Source organism: Lachnospira intestinalis (assembly GCF_040095895.1).
GTDB classification, from domain to species: Bacteria; Bacillota; Clostridia; order Lachnospirales; family Lachnospiraceae; genus Lachnospira; species Lachnospira intestinalis.
Genome location: NZ_JBBMFS010000017.1, coordinates 1 through 16693, shown reverse-complemented (window position 1 = coordinate 16693; position 16693 = coordinate 1). Strand labels below are relative to the sequence as shown.

General features: G+C 37.1%; 21 protein-coding genes and 4 pseudogenes. 1 reads left to right on the top strand and 24 read right to left on the bottom strand.

Going from position 1 to position 16693, the window contains the following annotated elements; genetic code table 11:
- Positions 1 to 167: 167 nt before the first annotated feature.
- The 24 genes and pseudogenes from WMO37_RS13950 to WMO37_RS13830 form a co-directional block, all read right to left on the bottom strand.
- On the bottom strand, positions 168 to 593 hold the full coding sequence (locus WMO37_RS13950; RefSeq protein ID WP_015559630.1) for an EMAP domain: 426 nt from the start codon (positions 591 to 593) through the stop codon (positions 168 to 170).
- Positions 594 to 682: 89 nt separating this feature from the next.
- A complete protein-coding gene (locus WMO37_RS13945) occupies positions 683 to 1204 on the bottom strand; it encodes an O-acetyl-ADP-ribose deacetylase (RefSeq protein ID WP_349155304.1) in 522 nt (173 codons plus the stop codon).
- Positions 1205 to 1224: 20 nt separating this feature from the next.
- Entirely contained in the window at positions 1225 to 1584 is a 360-nt protein-coding gene (locus WMO37_RS13940) for a YccF domain-containing protein (protein WP_117823096.1), read from the bottom strand.
- Position 1585: 1 nt separating this feature from the next.
- Complete coding sequence (locus WMO37_RS13935; RefSeq protein ID WP_227090098.1) at positions 1586 to 1804, bottom strand: aspartate dehydrogenase; 219 nt, start codon at positions 1802 to 1804, stop codon at positions 1586 to 1588.
- A pseudogene (locus WMO37_RS13930) lies at positions 1791 to 2369 on the bottom strand (DUF188 domain-containing protein). The gene WMO37_RS13935 and the pseudogene WMO37_RS13930 overlap by 14 nt, the downstream one beginning before the upstream one ends.
- Positions 2370 to 2392: 23 nt before the next feature.
- The gene (locus tag WMO37_RS13925) at positions 2393 to 2764 is read right to left on the bottom strand and encodes a VOC family protein (protein WP_227090097.1); all 372 of its coding nucleotides are present in this window, start codon (positions 2762 to 2764) and stop codon (positions 2393 to 2395) included.
- Positions 2761 to 3202 (bottom strand): annotated as a pseudogene (locus WMO37_RS14925) (DUF4186 domain-containing protein). The gene WMO37_RS13925 and the pseudogene WMO37_RS14925 overlap by 4 nt, the downstream one beginning before the upstream one ends.
- Positions 3202 to 3594: a pyridoxamine 5'-phosphate oxidase family protein gene (locus WMO37_RS13910; RefSeq protein WP_349155303.1), complete on the bottom strand. Its 393-nt coding sequence runs from the start codon at positions 3592 to 3594 to the stop codon at positions 3202 to 3204. Before WMO37_RS13910 ends, WMO37_RS14925 begins: the two are co-directional and overlap by 1 nt.
- Positions 3595 to 3657: 63 nt before the next feature.
- Positions 3658 to 6141, bottom strand: a complete 2484-nt coding sequence (locus WMO37_RS13905; protein WP_349155302.1) for a DEAD/DEAH box helicase family protein — start codon at positions 6139 to 6141, stop codon at positions 3658 to 3660.
- Positions 6111 to 6704: a class I SAM-dependent methyltransferase gene (locus tag WMO37_RS13900; RefSeq protein WP_349155301.1), complete on the bottom strand. Its 594-nt coding sequence runs from the start codon at positions 6702 to 6704 to the stop codon at positions 6111 to 6113. Before WMO37_RS13900 ends, WMO37_RS13905 begins: the two co-directional genes overlap by 31 nt.
- A 122-nt stretch (positions 6705 to 6826) precedes the next feature.
- Positions 6827 to 7171: an HIRAN domain-containing protein gene (locus tag WMO37_RS13895; RefSeq protein ID WP_349155300.1), complete on the bottom strand. Its 345-nt coding sequence runs from the start codon at positions 7169 to 7171 to the stop codon at positions 6827 to 6829.
- 32 nt (positions 7172 to 7203) lie between these two features.
- The gene (locus WMO37_RS13890) at positions 7204 to 7683 is read right to left on the bottom strand and encodes a hypothetical protein (protein ID WP_349155299.1); all 480 of its coding nucleotides are present in this window, start codon (positions 7681 to 7683) and stop codon (positions 7204 to 7206) included.
- A gap of 101 nt (positions 7684 to 7784) precedes the next feature.
- On the bottom strand, positions 7785 to 8054 hold the full coding sequence (locus WMO37_RS13885) for a hypothetical protein (protein WP_349155298.1): 270 nt from the start codon (positions 8052 to 8054) through the stop codon (positions 7785 to 7787).
- A 118-nt stretch (positions 8055 to 8172) separates the two neighbouring features.
- A complete protein-coding gene (locus tag WMO37_RS13880; protein WP_349155297.1) occupies positions 8173 to 8439 on the bottom strand; it encodes a hypothetical protein in 267 nt (88 codons plus the stop codon).
- A 20-nt stretch (positions 8440 to 8459) separates the two neighbouring features.
- Entirely contained in the window at positions 8460 to 9752 is a 1293-nt protein-coding gene (locus tag WMO37_RS13875; protein ID WP_349155296.1) for a hypothetical protein, read from the bottom strand.
- Between the two features lie 14 nt (positions 9753 to 9766).
- Positions 9767 to 9967: a hypothetical protein gene (locus WMO37_RS13870; protein ID WP_349155295.1), complete on the bottom strand. Its 201-nt coding sequence runs from the start codon at positions 9965 to 9967 to the stop codon at positions 9767 to 9769.
- Positions 9968 to 9997: 30 nt separating this feature from the next.
- On the bottom strand, positions 9998 to 10990 hold the full coding sequence (locus tag WMO37_RS13865; protein WP_349155294.1) for a helix-turn-helix transcriptional regulator: 993 nt from the start codon (positions 10988 to 10990) through the stop codon (positions 9998 to 10000).
- A gap of 131 nt (positions 10991 to 11121) precedes the next feature.
- The gene (locus WMO37_RS13860; RefSeq protein WP_347996699.1) at positions 11122 to 11331 is read right to left on the bottom strand and encodes a hypothetical protein; all 210 of its coding nucleotides are present in this window, start codon (positions 11329 to 11331) and stop codon (positions 11122 to 11124) included.
- Positions 11332 to 11538: 207 nt separating this feature from the next.
- Positions 11539 to 11718, bottom strand: a pseudogene (locus tag WMO37_RS13855) (hypothetical protein); the annotation flags it as partial.
- A gap of 115 nt (positions 11719 to 11833) precedes the next feature.
- Positions 11834 to 13210, bottom strand: a complete 1377-nt coding sequence (locus tag WMO37_RS13850) for a sensor histidine kinase (RefSeq protein ID WP_349155292.1) — start codon at positions 13208 to 13210, stop codon at positions 11834 to 11836.
- Positions 13198 to 13860 carry a response regulator transcription factor gene (locus tag WMO37_RS13845; RefSeq protein WP_349155291.1) on the bottom strand — a complete coding sequence of 221 codons (663 nt, stop codon included), beginning with the start codon at positions 13858 to 13860 and terminating at the stop codon, positions 13198 to 13200. The genes WMO37_RS13850 and WMO37_RS13845 overlap by 13 nt, the downstream gene beginning before the upstream one ends.
- 14 nt (positions 13861 to 13874) lie before the next feature.
- On the bottom strand, positions 13875 to 14615 hold the full coding sequence (locus WMO37_RS13840; RefSeq protein WP_227090087.1) for a lantibiotic immunity ABC transporter MutG family permease subunit: 741 nt from the start codon (positions 14613 to 14615) through the stop codon (positions 13875 to 13877).
- Position 14616: 1 nt separating this feature from the next.
- On the bottom strand, positions 14617 to 15348 hold the full coding sequence (locus WMO37_RS13835) for a lantibiotic immunity ABC transporter MutE/EpiE family permease subunit (RefSeq protein ID WP_227090086.1): 732 nt from the start codon (positions 15346 to 15348) through the stop codon (positions 14617 to 14619).
- Positions 15341 to 16054, bottom strand: coding sequence for a lantibiotic protection ABC transporter ATP-binding protein (locus WMO37_RS13830; RefSeq protein WP_227090085.1), 714 nt, complete (start codon positions 16052 to 16054; stop codon positions 15341 to 15343). Before WMO37_RS13830 ends, WMO37_RS13835 begins: the two co-directional genes overlap by 8 nt.
- A gap of 345 nt (positions 16055 to 16399) precedes the next feature.
- Here WMO37_RS13830 and WMO37_RS13825 point away from each other — a divergent pair.
- Positions 16400 to 16693, top strand: a pseudogene (locus WMO37_RS13825) (DDE-type integrase/transposase/recombinase); the annotation flags it as partial.

Below are 16693 nucleotides of genomic sequence, written 5' to 3'. Positions count from 1 at the left end.
CATTTGTATGTAACATAACCAGTGATATATGCTACTTTATCATCAAAGTCACATAATAACCTTATATGTTTTACCTCTCTCCGTAGTTCCTCCTGCTTTTCACATTCTTATCAACAACAACGATAAAATGCCACACAGTTATTAACAACCATGTGACATTTATACTCTTAATACAATTTTGCACCTGCTGGAATTGCATCATCTAACATTACCAGATTCAGTTTTTCTTCTCCATTTACATTGTGAATTGCAGAAAGAAGCATACCACATGAATCTATTCCCATCATAGAACGTGGTGGAAGATTTACGATTGCCAATAATGTCTTTCCAACAAGTTCCTCTGGCTCATAAAAAGCATGTACTCCTGAAAGAATCGTTCTCTCATTCTCAGTTCCATCATCAAGTGTAAATCTAAGAAGCTTCTTGCTCTTTGGAACTGCTTCACAATTCTTCACCTTTACAACACGAAAATCTGACTTTGAAAATGTATCAAAATCAACCTGCTCTTCAAATAAAGGCTCAATTTCAATACCTGTATTATTTTCAGCAACTGCTGCCACTTCTTCTGCTACTACTACTTCATTGTTATCCATTTGGTTAATCTCCTTTTCTTCATTTCTCACAATATATTATATCGACAAAAACAAAATCATTAACAGATATACTAGACATTTCGTTTCTATTATTCATATATCTTATCCACCTCAGATTCATACACCGATTCAGTATGAGTATCAAATAGCACCCACTCCACCAGATCAAACCAATCCGGTTTATCCTGCAAAAACCTATTTACTGTATGTACTGCAATCTTTGCCGCTAACTCTACCGGAAAACTATATACTCCCGTTGATATGGAAGGAAATGCAATAGACCTGATTCCATTATCCATTGCCAGCTTCATAGAATTAAAATAACAGTTAGCAAGAAGCTCCTCTTCTCTATCCCTGCCACCATTCCATATCGGTCCTACAGTATGTATCACATAATCACATGGCAGATTATAGGCTTTTGTTATCTTTGCTTCTCCAGTCTCACATCCGTGAAGTGTCCTGCACTCTACCAAAAGCTCCGGTCCTGCTGCTCTATGAATCGCACCATCTACACCACCTCCGCCAAGAAGAGAGTTGTTTGCTGCATTTACGATTGCCTGCACATCTGTTACTTTTGTTATGTCACCTTTTATCGTTTTAATCAAATACATTTTTCCTACCTGCCTATTAATTATATTACCTCTGCCCCAAATGGCATCAGAGACAATTTTGCAATTTTGAAAAACTGCTTTCCAAAAGGAATTCCGATAATTGTTATACAACATATCAGACCTGCCACAGCATTTCCAACTGCCATAGGGATTCCTGATACAATCAGCCAGATAATATTTGCAATTAAACTAACTGCACCGCCACCATATACCACTTCTTTTCCAAACGGAAAAAATGCCAAACCTGCAAACTTAAAGCACTGTAAGCCTATCGGTATTCCTATTATTGAAATGCACCACAGGCAACCTGCCAAAACCCACGACAATCCACTCAACAATCCACCACATATAAACCAAAGTATATTTCCTAATATGCTCATATCAATATTCCTTCTCTATCTCATCATCTATTCCATACATTTTCTTGAATGCATCAAGGTCTGCCTGATTCTTAATCAGCATAATCTCTTCTATCTTACCAGTATGAATGTCCTTAAAGCCCACAACCTGCTCGCCATTACATATGCTCGCCTTGATTACCGGTTTCTTATTTTCTTTATCATAAGTCTTTGTAACTGTCTTTTTCTTAAATAGTCCCACTCTGAGCACCTTCTTTTGACTTTGCCATCAGTATTAGTTTTTCAAAGGACTGTGCAAAGCGTACATCATCATCTTCTGTACGCTTTCCCTGGTCTCCGTTGCCACTCCGGTCCGTGCAGAACCGATGTCCACTGGACATCGTGCACCCTTTCATATGATTCTTATGAGAGCTGCGTCTTGCCTTTTTGTTAAGATGCCGCTCCATAAGCATCTGATCTATGTTCTCATTCGTGTACCACTTACCGGATTGGTGAATAGCATATGTCTACGCTCCGCTTCGGTCGGCTCAAAGCCAAGGTCCACCGGACCTTGTGAGCCCTTTTCCAAGTGCCATCGCAGCAACACCATAATCCTGCGATACTACTACATCCCCTTTATGACATATGCTGATTAGTTTATAATCTACTGCATCTGCTCCTGCACCTACTACAATCACTTCGCTGTAATCAGAATACAAAATATGATTCGTATCACACAACAAGGTGTTAGAAATATTGTATTTCTCTGCTATTGTCTCGACAATGCCCACTACCGGACACGCATCTGCATCTACAAATATCTGCATTTTCTCCCTAAATCCATTTCATATCAGTTATAGTTAATTGGTGTTCGTACTTCTATAAGATTTCCTGATGGATCATAAAATCTTACAAGCTTCTGTCCACCTTCAAGTTCCATTAATTCCGTAACATAACTTACAACATACTTGCCAGACTCCAGTTTTTCAATAATACCTTCTATATCATTATCTTCAAAATAAAGTTCCGTCATATTGTTATGTGGAGTTGTAGGTATTTTTGTACTATCATACCATACATCTACATCCTGTAATACAAGCCCCTCAGACATTATTACATTACCTTCCTGCCTTGTAATCACACGCAGTCCAAACAGTTCTTCATAAAAATCAATTGATTCGTCAATGTTATCAACAATAATCAATACATTTTTCAAACTCATATTTTATGTTCCTGCCTTTCGATTTCTTTTTGAATCCATGTCATAATTACATCTACAAGATAATCCTGCTGCACCTGACTTAGTTCCTTGCCAGGCTGCATTTTATGCCACTTTCGGATGCACTCCCTGCAGCATGTTGCTGTTGCGTGCTGGGCAATAAATACTGGATGTCCACACATTGGTGTCTGTTTACCATCATTTGCTATATATGCCGGAGCTTCTCTCTTTGCAATAAAATCCTTTGCATGTTGTCTTATTGTATCAAGGTCTCATCTCCCGACTCGGTCGTTGCTCCTGCTACGCAGGGTCGTCCACTGGACGACCGCAACCTTTTTCATTTATGTAATCAATATCTTTCTGCTTCAGATGGAAACTGCTACGAAACTTGGAATTATCCAGTCGTTCAAACAACTGCCTATACCATTCATCCTTCGTCATTAAAACTTCACTACTTCCGGCTCATGTGTAAATGATGAAAATGTAGCTGTCGCATTTTTTAAATAGAACACCTCTGTATTTCCATCATCTGCTGAGTACATATTCTGTAAAGATGGATAAGCATCGAGCATAGACTGTCTTGCTTCTCTTCTGTCATCTTCTACAAGTTCTCCGGCTACACGAAGCCACTCGCCATTTTTAAATGTACAGATTTCTACCTTCGGGTTTGCGTGAATCTGCTTTGAAACATCCTTTACCTTGCCAGTCTGAATATACAGTTTTCCTTCAAAAATGTGTGCTGTACCAAAAGGTCTTACCCTTGGCTGGTCTCCTTCCACTGTCGCCAAATAATATGTCTCTGCTTCTTTTAAAAATTGTACTACTCGTTCCATGATGTAATCCTCCTGTATCTCTTATTCAATTAAATTTCATAATAAAGCCAAATATTATCTTAACTATTCATTCTGCCTCTCTCTATATCTTCTCTGGTAATAATCCATTGTCCTATAATCTATCACATCCTTCATCTGCTGGGTCATAACAGGGTTATCAATTAGCGGACGCAATTCTTCTCTTAAACCTAATACCATTTCATCATTTCTAACAAAAAATCCTTTTCCTGATTCCAAAAGAAAATGCACCGGCATAGCAAGAATTTTCTTTAAATGGTCCTTATCTGAAATATCTTTATACTTCTGTAATGTCATATTTTTATCAAGATCTTTCCAGTTTGTTCCAGTTGAGAAAAATTCTTTCCAGCTTGAAAGAAGCTGTTTTTCTGATACTTCCATCAGCACATTTGAGTTATTATAAAATGCCATAAGTACAGGCATCTTATATACCTTTGACATATTTGTGTTTTCGAGCAGACTGATAAATTCTCTTCCAATTCCTTTATAAAACTCTTCTTCTATTTGATTTAGCTCTCCTATATCGTTGAGAAATTCCAGATATTTCTTAAATGGATTATCCTTGGAATGTCTAATTGCAGTTTCATAAATATTATCATCCATATATGTAAACAAATCCAGCCTAGACGGTCGCTTTCCCAAAAACTCTTTTACTCTAAAATACTCATTAATTACTTGATCCCTAAGTTTTAAATGTTTTCTATCCATTTTAGCAAATAGGTCTATCAGCTTCATATCAAAATCCACAAGACAATCATCCGGAAATAGTAATATATCGGACGGATGATATACTTCTCCATGCGTGCTCGATTTCCCTTCAAGAAGAAAACGCACTCTACCCGCTTTCTCATAATTACCAATAAAGTCAAGCACATTCAGAAACTCTTTTCCTCTACATTTTCTAAGTCCTCTCCCAAGCTGCTGAAGGAAAACTATCGGTGATTCTGTAGGTCTTAAGAACATTACCATATCAACAGATGTAATATCAACGCCTTCATTAAACATATCCACAGAAAAAATTACTCTTATTTCGCCATTCTTCAATTTTTGTATTGCAACATTACGTTTTTCTGTATATTCCCCACTTGCATCACTAAATACAGCAACCGATGGTATTCCTCTTGATGAAAACTCTCTCGCCATCTCTCTTGCATGCTCCTTGGAGCAACAGAATCCAAGAGCCTGCCTTGAACCATATTTACAGTAATATTTATAAATCAGCTCATATCTGTGAACATTTCCGATATAGGTTTCATTCAATTCTTTTTCATCATATCTTCCCCTTACAATGTGTAGTTTTGAATAATCAGTATCATCAAAAATCCCATAATAATGAAATGGTACGAGCATTCCCTTATTAATTGCTTCCTTTAATGAAATCTCATAAGGCACATTATAATCACAGATTTCATATATATTACGGCCATCCATTCTCTCTGGAGTCGCTGTAAGTCCCAAAAGGAACTGTGGGTTAAAATAATTTACAATCCTTTGATACTGGTCATTAATTGCATGATGGAATTCATCAATTACAATATAATTAAAATAATCCGAAGCAAAATACTTATTATTCAAGTATTCATTCCTGCCAAGTGTTGCAACCGAGGCAAAAATCACCGATTTGTCCGTGCATTTGCTTTCTCCATCAAAAAAGCCATAATCATCTGAATCCCTCACATTTTTAAAAGATTCTGCTGCCTGCTTTAGAATTTCTTCTCTATGTGCCACAAATAGTACTCTCTCATATTTCTTTGAGTCAAATGCTGCAAGATATGTTTTTCCAACACCTGTAGCAGCCTGAACTAAAGCCCTTCTTGCACCCTCTGCCCTAGTGTTTTCCAGTGAACATAAAGCTTCTATCTGTACCCCTCTTGGTTCAAATAGAACTATATCATTTGAAGTTTCGTTATCCTGTAAATCATATCTATCTAAATCCTTTGATACAGCTGGGCGATGCCAGTTTTTTGAATATCTTTTTAGTTCATCATCATCTATTACCACGGAATGGTTTTCAAATAAATCAACAAATGTATTGTAAAATTTTTCATAGTTTTGGGTATCTGTTTTGCTACTAAATCGATAATTCCATTCAATACCAGATGTCAATGCACTCCTTGAAATATTTGACGACCCAATGTATATCGTACTGTACTCTTTATAATGAAACATGTATGATTTCGGATGAAATGAACGTTTTTTTTCATTATAGAAGCGTAAATCTACCTGTTCACCAAGCCTATGCTTGATAAGATACAATGCTGATGGCTGTGTTATGCCTAGATAGTTTCCTGTAAGAATTCTGATTTTTGCTCCTCGTTTCAACGCATTATCAAGTTCACCAAGCAACATCCTGACACCAGATTCCATCAGAAAAGAAACAACAATATCCACACTATCAGCCTGTTTTAAACTATTAATCAGCTGATAATACAGATACATTCTCTTGTCTTGACCACCAGTTATTGCATCCGTATAATATTCTGTTTCATAAATATCAGCTAATTCTTCTGCAGTATTAAGTTTAACCATTTTTCCTCTCCACGACCTGGTCTTACATCATATGTAATCCACACTTCCTTCAATTTAATATTTTCTATATTCTGAACAAATTTATTAAACTTCTCTTCTGTAAAATCTGTAAAATAACGTCCATTTCTCTCTCCTTCAAAATCACCATACTTGAAAGATGTGTAAATGATTCCATCTCTTTTTAATGCCTTTACCATTTTCCCAAACACCGTTTTAAGTTCATTTTGTGTAAGATGAAGTATTGAAGAACACGCCCATATTCCATCGTATTTTTCTATTTCATCAAGTTCTTGAAACAGCATTTTTTTTACTTTTATACCTGTATAATCACTTGCAATACGACACAATTCCTCTGAGCCATCTATTGCATCAACCCTAAAATTCTGGCTCAAAAAATATTTTATATCTCTTCCAGAACCACACCCAAAATCAAGAATGTATCCTTGCTCAGGCAGTAATTCCTGAAAATGTTTCTGCGTGTCATGAAAGTCCACATCTATCGTTTTTTCTGCAAAACTGCTAGCATTTTTATTATAATAATCCAAAGTTTTATTCTCACTCATATCTATTTTACAGATTGCCTTTCTCTGAATCACTTATTTTATGTCATTTTTATAGTTATTATAACATTTATTAGTAGTATCCTCAATTATTGCTTTCCGAAAATAGTCCGACTATTTTATTTTCATATTAATTCTTTATGCTGTGAATCAAACAATTTTGTATCATCTATACCAGTGGCAGTAATTCTACACACAACCCCACCATCAACTACAAATACTACCTTTCCCTTCGCCTTATCTCCAATTTTGTCATAAAGCCTGCCAGCACTCATAGACTCACCTTTAACAGTAAAAGGACTGTTAGCCACATATCCTATCTTTCCAAGTCCTTTTATCTTTACCTGTATTGCTTCTTTGTCGTACTTATTATCCGGCTCTTTCTCAAGTTTTACTTTCATTCCTTTTTCCATAAAATCACTGCCAAAATAATGGCTGCAACCTGCTATTGTAAAATAAAGTTCTTCCATAATGGTCTCCTTTCCGCAAAACTTTATCGGCTTTACCAGTCTTCTCCGTACTCATCCATTGCATCATCTACACCATCAGCATAATCGCTGTCTCTGTCATATCTGTCATAGTCATAATCACCATCCATATAGATATCGTCATAGCCATCATCATAAGAGTCATATGTACTCTTCTTTGTCGTTGTACTCTTTTTTGTGCCGCTGCTATATGATGACTTGTTTGTTGAATTTGATTTACTATTGTAACTACTGCTTGAACCAGAGCTACTTGTACTGCTCTTAGAAGTACTGCCGGATGATTTATTGCTATATGATGAACTGCTATGGGATGTACTGCTTCCCGTATATGGTTTATGCAGATAACAATAACTGCTTCCACTTGCCTGCTTATTATCACATCCTGCCTTAATGCACTTAGGCTCACTTGCTTCGCCTATTGAACCTATTACAAACAGAACACCTATTATCACAAAAAATATTGTCAGTCCCTGTCCAAATGAATTCTTTCTCATATTAATAGTCCTGCCTTTCCGCTGCCTGCAAACTTTGGGGCGTATCCACAAAGTTGCGTGTGAAAAATTTACTTTTCACACTAGCCTCCTTTGCAAAAAACTCAGTCAAAATCATAATCATCCGGGTCTAACCCTGCCTCTTCCAATGCCTCTGCCCTGTCATCAGGATCCATAAGTTCTAATTCATCAACATCAAGTCCTGCTGCCATTACATCAATCTCAAAATCATCCTTTGCGTCATCCTCGAAGTCTCCGCCATCTCCAAATAATGCTTCATGTTCTTCCCTGCTGGTGCAAAGCATTTCTTCTGCAAACATCATTTCTGTGCCATCAATTTTGCCATCGCCATTTAAATCCATCCAATTTTTCATTGCTATACCTCCTGTAATCAAGAATTATCAAGGTTATTTGTTTCTTCTGATTATATAGTACTACTTAAGCTGTCCTATAATCATCACTTGCATATCGAATCTTTGTTCTTTTACCTAATTATTCATCATCTTCTTCAAGTTGCTGTTCTATTTTCGCTTCTCTGTAATCAATAATATCCGCTATCATAAGTACTATCTCTGACACTGCCACTAATATTAATCCAGTCTTTGCCAGTGTCTTTCCAACATGATCGTCTGTTTTCTTTGCCGCCTCAGCACTTTTCCCAAGCAGACCTATCAAGCCTATATTTGCCAGTCGCTGTAAATTCCTATTTATAGATTTATTTTCCCTATGAATTTCTCTTAATATTGTCTTATTTGTCATGGTAATTATCCTCCTTATTTTTAACCAACCATATCTTCTACTATCTGCATATTCTCTTCCTGCCCATTATCTACAGGCTGCATTTTTGTTACTTCACTATGTTCTGGAACTTCCATTATACCTTCAATTTCCACCAGATTATCTTCACAGGTATCAGCCATGGATTCACAATCAATGTAATCTGTCAATGCATACAGGCAGTTAAGTTCTTTCGTTTTTGCCTTCTTCTCAAGTCTCAACTCTTTAAGCCTCTTAAATACCTTATATCCCTGCGCGACATTGCAATTAGCATCTTCTGTTTCCAAAAGAATATTTTCAATCTCAGCATCTATCTCTTTGATGTCTATCTGTAGATTTGTTATATAATGTCCGGCATTTCTATAAAACTCTGCCTGCTGTCTTGCAAATGATAACCAGTCATTTTCTTTCCCATCAAACGGAGTGTAACTTCTTTCTTCTGCCATTGTTTCTTCACCATCCTTTTCATCAAATGTTGGTTCAATGCTGTATCTTTGCTTTGTATCTGAACTGTCGGAAGCTGTTCTATGTAAATCAGCTCTTTGCAATCTCCTGTCTTTGAGCACGCAATTTTCAAACAACTCTTCGTATTTTCTAGGTTTATACTTTCTTGTTTCCAATCCTTTGATACTTTTTAATGCCTGCTTCGCCCTAGTGACATTGGCATTCGTTCCAAAGCCGGTTTGAAAATACTCGATTCTCTGCAATTCATCCTTGATATCTCTTCTGTTTTCCCTACACACCCTCAGTAGTTCAACCAGATCAGCGGCTTCATTATCATCTGTCTCACATAATTCAATATAATGAAGAATATCGCATATCTTCTGGTCTATATCTGAATGCTTTTTCGACAGCTCCTCCCTATAATCTTTCAAACCCTCTACAAGGTATGTAAAATGTGTAAGATATTCTGCCCAGTCCATTTCTGACAGATCATACGATGCAACATTTTTCTCAATCGGTTCTGTTACCTCATCATATGTTAATTCTTTTATTGGTGAAATGTATTCATCATCGTTATTTTCTTCCTGTTCTTCTACATGTAATGCACCAGAATTGTCGTCCATTTCATTACTGACTGATGCTTCTGTGCTCATGTCTTCCTCTGTTTCTTCAATCGGAACCATACAATAAAATGATGCTTTCTTTCCTACACATATACGGCTGTTCGCCTGTGCAAATGTAAATACTGTTGCATCCTGTTCTCCTGCCACTGCTACCAACTGGTCTGATTTATCAGTTCTATAATAATGACCACTATAGTCCATTATGTAATATAAAGAATCCGTTCCCATAGACACCTCCTATTCTAATGTCCCATCATTTCTGCATACATCGTAATATTCACACATAATGCAGCATCCTCTGAATTCCTTAGCATGTAATACTGTTTTTTTAATCCAATACCATAACCTATCCACTCTGCTACCTCATCTGCTTCAAAAAAAATAAGAACCAGTAAGAGTTTATCTCTTATCTGATTCTTATTATAAAAGCTAAGGTGTCCCATAAACACACCTTGCATATCGAATTTTCGTTCTTATTTTTTATATTGTTTTATCAATCTGTCAATTTCAGCATTCATCATTTCAACCACATTTTGTGGCCCTGCAAGCGTTACTCCCTGACCAAGACCTATAATCCACGCCAGAAACTGCCTGCTGACTGCAACCTCCACATTGACTACAAAACGTTTATCATCCAATCTGATCATGGATACATCTTTGCCAAAGCGGTCTATCATAACACCAGCAAAAGAATTGTCGCACTCAATGCGCACCCACTCTTCTTTGCCTCCATACATGCCAAACATTTTTCTGGCATATGCAGCCATATCAAATGATTTAAATGCCTGCCTTCCTTCTCTTCCTTTGCCATTTGACTTGATATAAAGCATTTTATCTACACGAAAATGTTTTATTATTCCCTCATTACTGTCATACGCAATTAAGTAATAATTTTCATCATCCCAGGATAATGACCATGGGCTAACTTCATAAAGTGCTCCATCATGGCGCAGTTCCATCTTCTTGTCAACGTTCCATTGAAAATACTGGAATGTTATCCTCGAATTTTCTGCTATTGCTGTATGTATCCTGTCAACATTGTAATAAATGCTCTCATTCATCGTCTTTACACGACCAGTCACAAATACCTGCCTGTGTAACTGTGATGCCTCGTACTTACTGGCAAGTCCTTCTATCTTTTTTATAAGCTCATTTGACTTCTTAGCTGTAATAAATTTTGCCGACTGCACAGAATCAACCAATAATTTTAATTCTGCAAGTTCAAACTGTCTGTTCCCTATATGATAGGAATATGTCCTGTCTTCCTGCGTTCCTATAACATCCAGACCATACACTCTTAAATTTTCAATGTCATTATATAAGCTTTTGCGTTCCGCACTTATGTCATACGCAGCGAGTGCTTCAATAATCTCCGGCATGGTAATACTGTGCGTTTCATCCGTCCGCTCCAGAAGAATTTTCATAAGATATATCAGTTTCAATTTCTGATTTGATGATTTAGGCATAATGCACCTCCAAACTTTCAGATAAAACCAAAAACTTCTCTTATATGATACCATAAATAACCATATAAGAGAAGATATATAATTACTGCAAGTCCTAATGTCTGTACACCATTATATTTAATCTGCCTATGCTACTTTGCAGAGCAACATATCACAATTAAAACCAGTACTACAATAGCAATTATCAATAAAACAGGCTGGGTAAATAACCATAATACTGCGAATAACAATACAAAAAATCCTACAAACTTACCTATTGCAGCTATTCCGGAATAATCCCCATCACAAGCAGCAATAATTGAACCGACTACAAATATTAAAATAAACGCTAGTATATGCATAACTGCCACCTCCGTAAAAGTTCATGCTTTAACTCATGTATCTGTTCCTTATGCTTTATTTATAGCACTTTGTACTGTCCAATAATCATCTCTTGCACATCGAATTAATGTTCTGTATTTCGATAAAACTGTACAAAAAAAGGACGCAGAATCTCTTCCACGTCCTCACATCTATCTGGCTTTATCTTCTCTTACCTTCGGTGCTGTGTCCCTGATACCATATACTGTGAACCGGTTATCCAAATCAACATTTGTCTGATGGTTAAAGATGTTAAGCGAACCATTTACAAAAAGCTCCAGTGACAATGCAATGTCGATATACAACTTTATCACACAGCGGTCAATGATTGACTTCTATCTAGAATTTAAGCTGTCCCCGATGCACTGCTATCTGAAAGAATCTCAAATGGCAGTCCGATATACCTTTGTGTGCTCCATATTAATCTTACATATTAGATAAATGCATGTAAAATTTCTTTTACATAGCTTAATTGCGGTCTATTTAGCTTGTTTCCTGACTACTCAGGAAAAATATTTCTACCCTCGCCCCACCTGTATTTTCAGAACTTGAAAGTTTAATCCCTCCGCCATATTTTTCAGCCACAGTTTTTGCGAAAAAAAGCCCAATCCCATAATGGGCTTCGCCATTTCTACTTGTGTCATCCATAAAAAACTGCTCTGTGCCATGCAATAATGCTTCTTTTGTAAATCCTGATCCGCTATCCTCCACAATGAATGTCAGCCGGTCATCCTGCTCCTTTGCGTCAATATAAATGATTCCATTTTCTTTTGTATGCTCCACTGCATTCTGAATCACATTCATTACGGCTCGGAACATTGGATCATAAACAATCGTTACCTTTTTATCACTTTGTTCCGCCTTCCAATCTATCTTCTGGTGATAGATTTCTGCCAGTCCGAGCGCCTGTTCCTTTATATCTGCGAAAAAATCTTCTAACCTCACCGTTGTATAGGTAACATCACTGCAATTCCATGATTTTGTGACATCTATCAACTGTTTTACATAACTTTGTATCTGTGTTGTGCCGTTCAAAACATAAGTGATATTATTCTTCTGTTCTGTGGTCAGTTCAGTCTCTGAAAGTAGTTCTGCATTTCCCCGTACAATCGTAAGAGGTGTTTTAATATCATGCGCCAAAGCAGACATCTGTTGTTTCTTTTCCTGCTCTGTTTTCCACTGCTTTTCTAAAGATTCTCGCAATGCATCTCGCATATCATCGATTGCCGATAAACAGTCATCAAACTCTTTGATACCGGAACAGGATGTCTCATATTCCAGATTTTGATCCTTTATTTGTCTGATTGCGTCTAATACAGGCTGCATCTGCTTTTTGATTCTTTTTCCAAAACGTATGGACGGAATGATGATAATCGCTACTGCTCCAATCACAGACATAATACTCATCACATTCTGAGGTCCTATAAAATGCTCCCTCAAAAAAGCTGAATGATATTGAGGTGTCAGGCAATATTGCAATACAACATATTCATTTTCCCTTACAATTACTTTATAAAAATATTTCCCGGATGCAGTTCCATACTTTGCAGCATTCCATGCTATCTGTTCGTATTGTTCTGACAGATCTCCACCTATTTTCTCTCCATTCTCTGAAAAGATTACATAATCACAAAGTGCGGGAATCATCTCAGCAGTCACTTTATCTGCACGTAGAATCGTATCATATGCTTCATTAATCTTTTGCTCTGCATAATTCGCCGGATAGATGCAGCCCACACTAATCAAAAGGCAAAGCAGCAGCCAAGCAACAATCACCAAACCAACTAATGATCCAAGCATGACCAGTACATATCTCATAAAAATCCTGCTGAGTGTATTGCTTCTCTTTACTCTTCCCATTTATATCCAATCCCCCAGACTGTTTTTATCGGCATATAATCATAATCCGCAAATTTTGCTCTTATATTTTTGATATGCGTGATTATAGTACTGTCATTACTCTCATTGTCAAAGCCAAAGACCGCTTCCAATATCTGTTCCTTCGAGAAAACCTGTCCTCTGTTTTTAGCCAGAAATTCACAGATTTCGTACTCTGCTTTCGTAAACGGAAGTTCTTTATCATCCATCAACAGTTTCTTTTGAGATATCTGAATGCAGACTCTCCCTAAAACCATCCGGACAGAATGTTCCCTGTGCTCTCTTCTAAGATGTGCATTGATCCTTGCCCGAAGTTCCATCACTCCAAATGGCTTTGAAATATAATCATCTGCTCCTAAAGAAAGTCCGTTTACCAGACTGTTTTCCTCCGTTTTTGCCGTAAGAAACAAAATCGGACAATCCACAAGTGCCCTGATTCTTTTGCATAATTCGAAGCCATCCATTCCAGGCATCATAATGTCCAGTAAAATCAGGTCATAACGATGTAATTCTTCCATATTAATTTTTAGTGGATTACTTACTTTGGTAACCAGATGTCCATCCTTATTCAAAATGCTTTCTATCATTTCCAAAATTGCCGGTTCATCATCAACTGCCAGTATTTTTGCCATAGTTTCCCTCGATTCTATTCCGATATTCTGTTTCCTTCCCAGTGGTTTACCCACCAAAAATAGTATACCATACTAATCCCTGTAAATATTAAGAAACCTGGTATGAATGACAACCATTCACCTACACTAGTTTCTCCCAATACAGATTGCAGATAAGTATATGGTACTCTACCCGTCCAGCAGACAAATACATATTTCCACACATAATCTCCAAGTCCGGTAAGCATCAGTGCACTAATTAGTCCTGATATAATCCCTGCTCCAATGGATACCCCTTTTCCAAACTGAAAAGCCAGAATCAGCTGCCACAGATAAAGTGGAACACTGCTTCCCCACAGCAGCACTGCTGCAAATATACATCCTTTCATGATTCCGATGTCGCTTGATGCGATTCTTCCAAATCCAATTCCGAATATGATTGCTGTCAATAGGATAGAGCACAGACACAAAACCAGTAGCATCAACAGTTTCGATAAAAATGCTGCAGGTTTATCCGGTAAAGACAACAGATTTTGAAAATCACCTGCATTTTGTTCCTGTTCCATCACACTTGCTGTAAAAATTCCAATAAGTACCGGAAGTCCTGCTCCTATTGCCTGATAAAATGCAATCACTTTCATATTTTCATTCCATGGTGAAAAAAAGTAATATATTAAAAATATAACGCTGGTTATAATCGGAATCAGTAAGTGTGCCAGAATCACAGATGTTCCTTTCATCTTTCGCAAGTCTGCATTAAGAGATCTTCCAATCATCTTATTTCACCTCTCTTCTCTCAAACCATTTCAAAAACAGAACCGTTACTAAAACAAACCAGATGATTGAGAGACACATTCCCGGAACAATGACTCCCGTATCCAAAAGAGGATTCCCTGCTTCTGCGGCAAGTCCATTTGGTAAAACATGAAGCAACGGGCACATCATTCGCATAGGGATTGCAGAAACAAGTACATACCAGATTCTGGTTTGTGATATTACCACACCGCTGACGGTAATAAATAGGCAGACGAACAGGTTTACAATCATTCCAAATCGTTCACTTAAAAATAAAGCTACCGGAATCTCCCATAACTCAGAAACCGTCAGAAACAATACTGCAATCAACGCTCCTCCAACTGGAACATGTGTCGTTAGAAGAAAGCCTCCAAGCGTTGCTCCTGCAAACACAATCACATTAGAAAACAAAATCATGTACCCAATATAAATAATTTTCCCCAGCAACAATTTTCTTCTGTCTGTGGGAATAGTCATTAAATGATAGTATTTTATCTTTTTCTCCTGCGCCACAGAAAGATAACAAAATAGAGCAATCATCCCCGGCAGCAAAAGTGTATACCACCAGTTCCAAACACTTTCTGCATAAGCATTTGTCATCCCAAGAGTAAATATAAATGCCATGACAAATGTAAGAAGAGGAAATCCCCAGATAAACTTCTTTCGCATGGTTCTTTTGGCTTTTTGATGTTCTGCTTTTATAATATTAACCATGGATTTCACCTGCTTTCTGGTTTTTTCTTACCACATTCATAAACAAATCTTCAAGATTATCTCCCTGCTTTAATTCTCCTTCGTATCCTAAGATTCCACCTGAAATAATCCCGACTTTATCTGCAAGTAACTGTACCTCCGAGAGAATATGACTGGAGAGAATTACCGTGATTCCATGTTCCGGAAAAGACCGGATCAGCTCTCGTAATTCCTCGATGCCTATTGGATCTAATCCATTCGTAGGTTCATCCAATATCAAAAGTTCCGGTTCTCCAAGCAATGCCATTGCAATGCCTAGTCTTTGCTTCATTCCCAAAGAAAACTGCCCTGCTTTCTTCTTTCCGGTGTTTGTAAGTGATACGATCTGCAAGACCTCATCAATTCTGTTTTCATCTGTACCAAGCAATAATTGTCTTACCTTCAAATTTTCTCTGGCGGAAAGATTTTCATAAATAGGTGGATTTTCAATTAACGCTCCTATTTTTGATAAATCTTTCCTATCCAAAAGTTTTCCATCAAAGTAAATCTTGCCTGCAGTTGGTTTCATCATACCGGTCAGCATTTTCAATGTGGTAGATTTACCTGCGCCATTCGGTCCAAGCAGTCCATAAATCTGTCCCTTTTCGATATTAAGTGAAACATTATTTACCGCTTTCTGTTTTCTAAAATATTTACATAGATTTTGTGTCTGCAACATCATTTCCATCTTTACTATCCTTCCTTCTATATTTCATTTCTTACTGAAATATAACCTAACAGAAAAAAATAAAGATTTGATGAAGATTGCTAAATAATTCGTCTACTCTATTTTTATTCTCGTATGGAATAAACCATCAATTGAATATCATTATCAGAACTCGGCTTTCCACTGAAATCAGCAAAGCTGTTACAAATACGAAGTCCTAATTTACCGAATATCTCCGTGATTTCATCCAAACTATATAACCTTATAGGATTTCCTTCTGCTATTTGTGTATTTATTATAGATTATATGACCTTAAAAAATCTGTCCAGTTAATTGTAGCCTATCCAATTTCAAAACCAGCCATACCGTAATGTGGTGGTAAGTGATTTAACTTATGTAAGGGTAGGAAACCACTGGAATTATATCTGTATACTGATAGACCTTTTTAACAGGGAAATCGTTGGATACAGTGCAGGAGAACATAAAACAGCAGAGCTTGTAAAACAGGCATTTAGGAAAGTAGAAGGCAATCTGTCGGAAATCCATATCTTCCACACAGACCGGGGAAATGAATTTAAAAATGAGACGATTGAGGAACTGTTAGAAACGTTTCATATAGAACGTTCCCTGAGCCATAAGGGATGTCCTTATGATAATGCA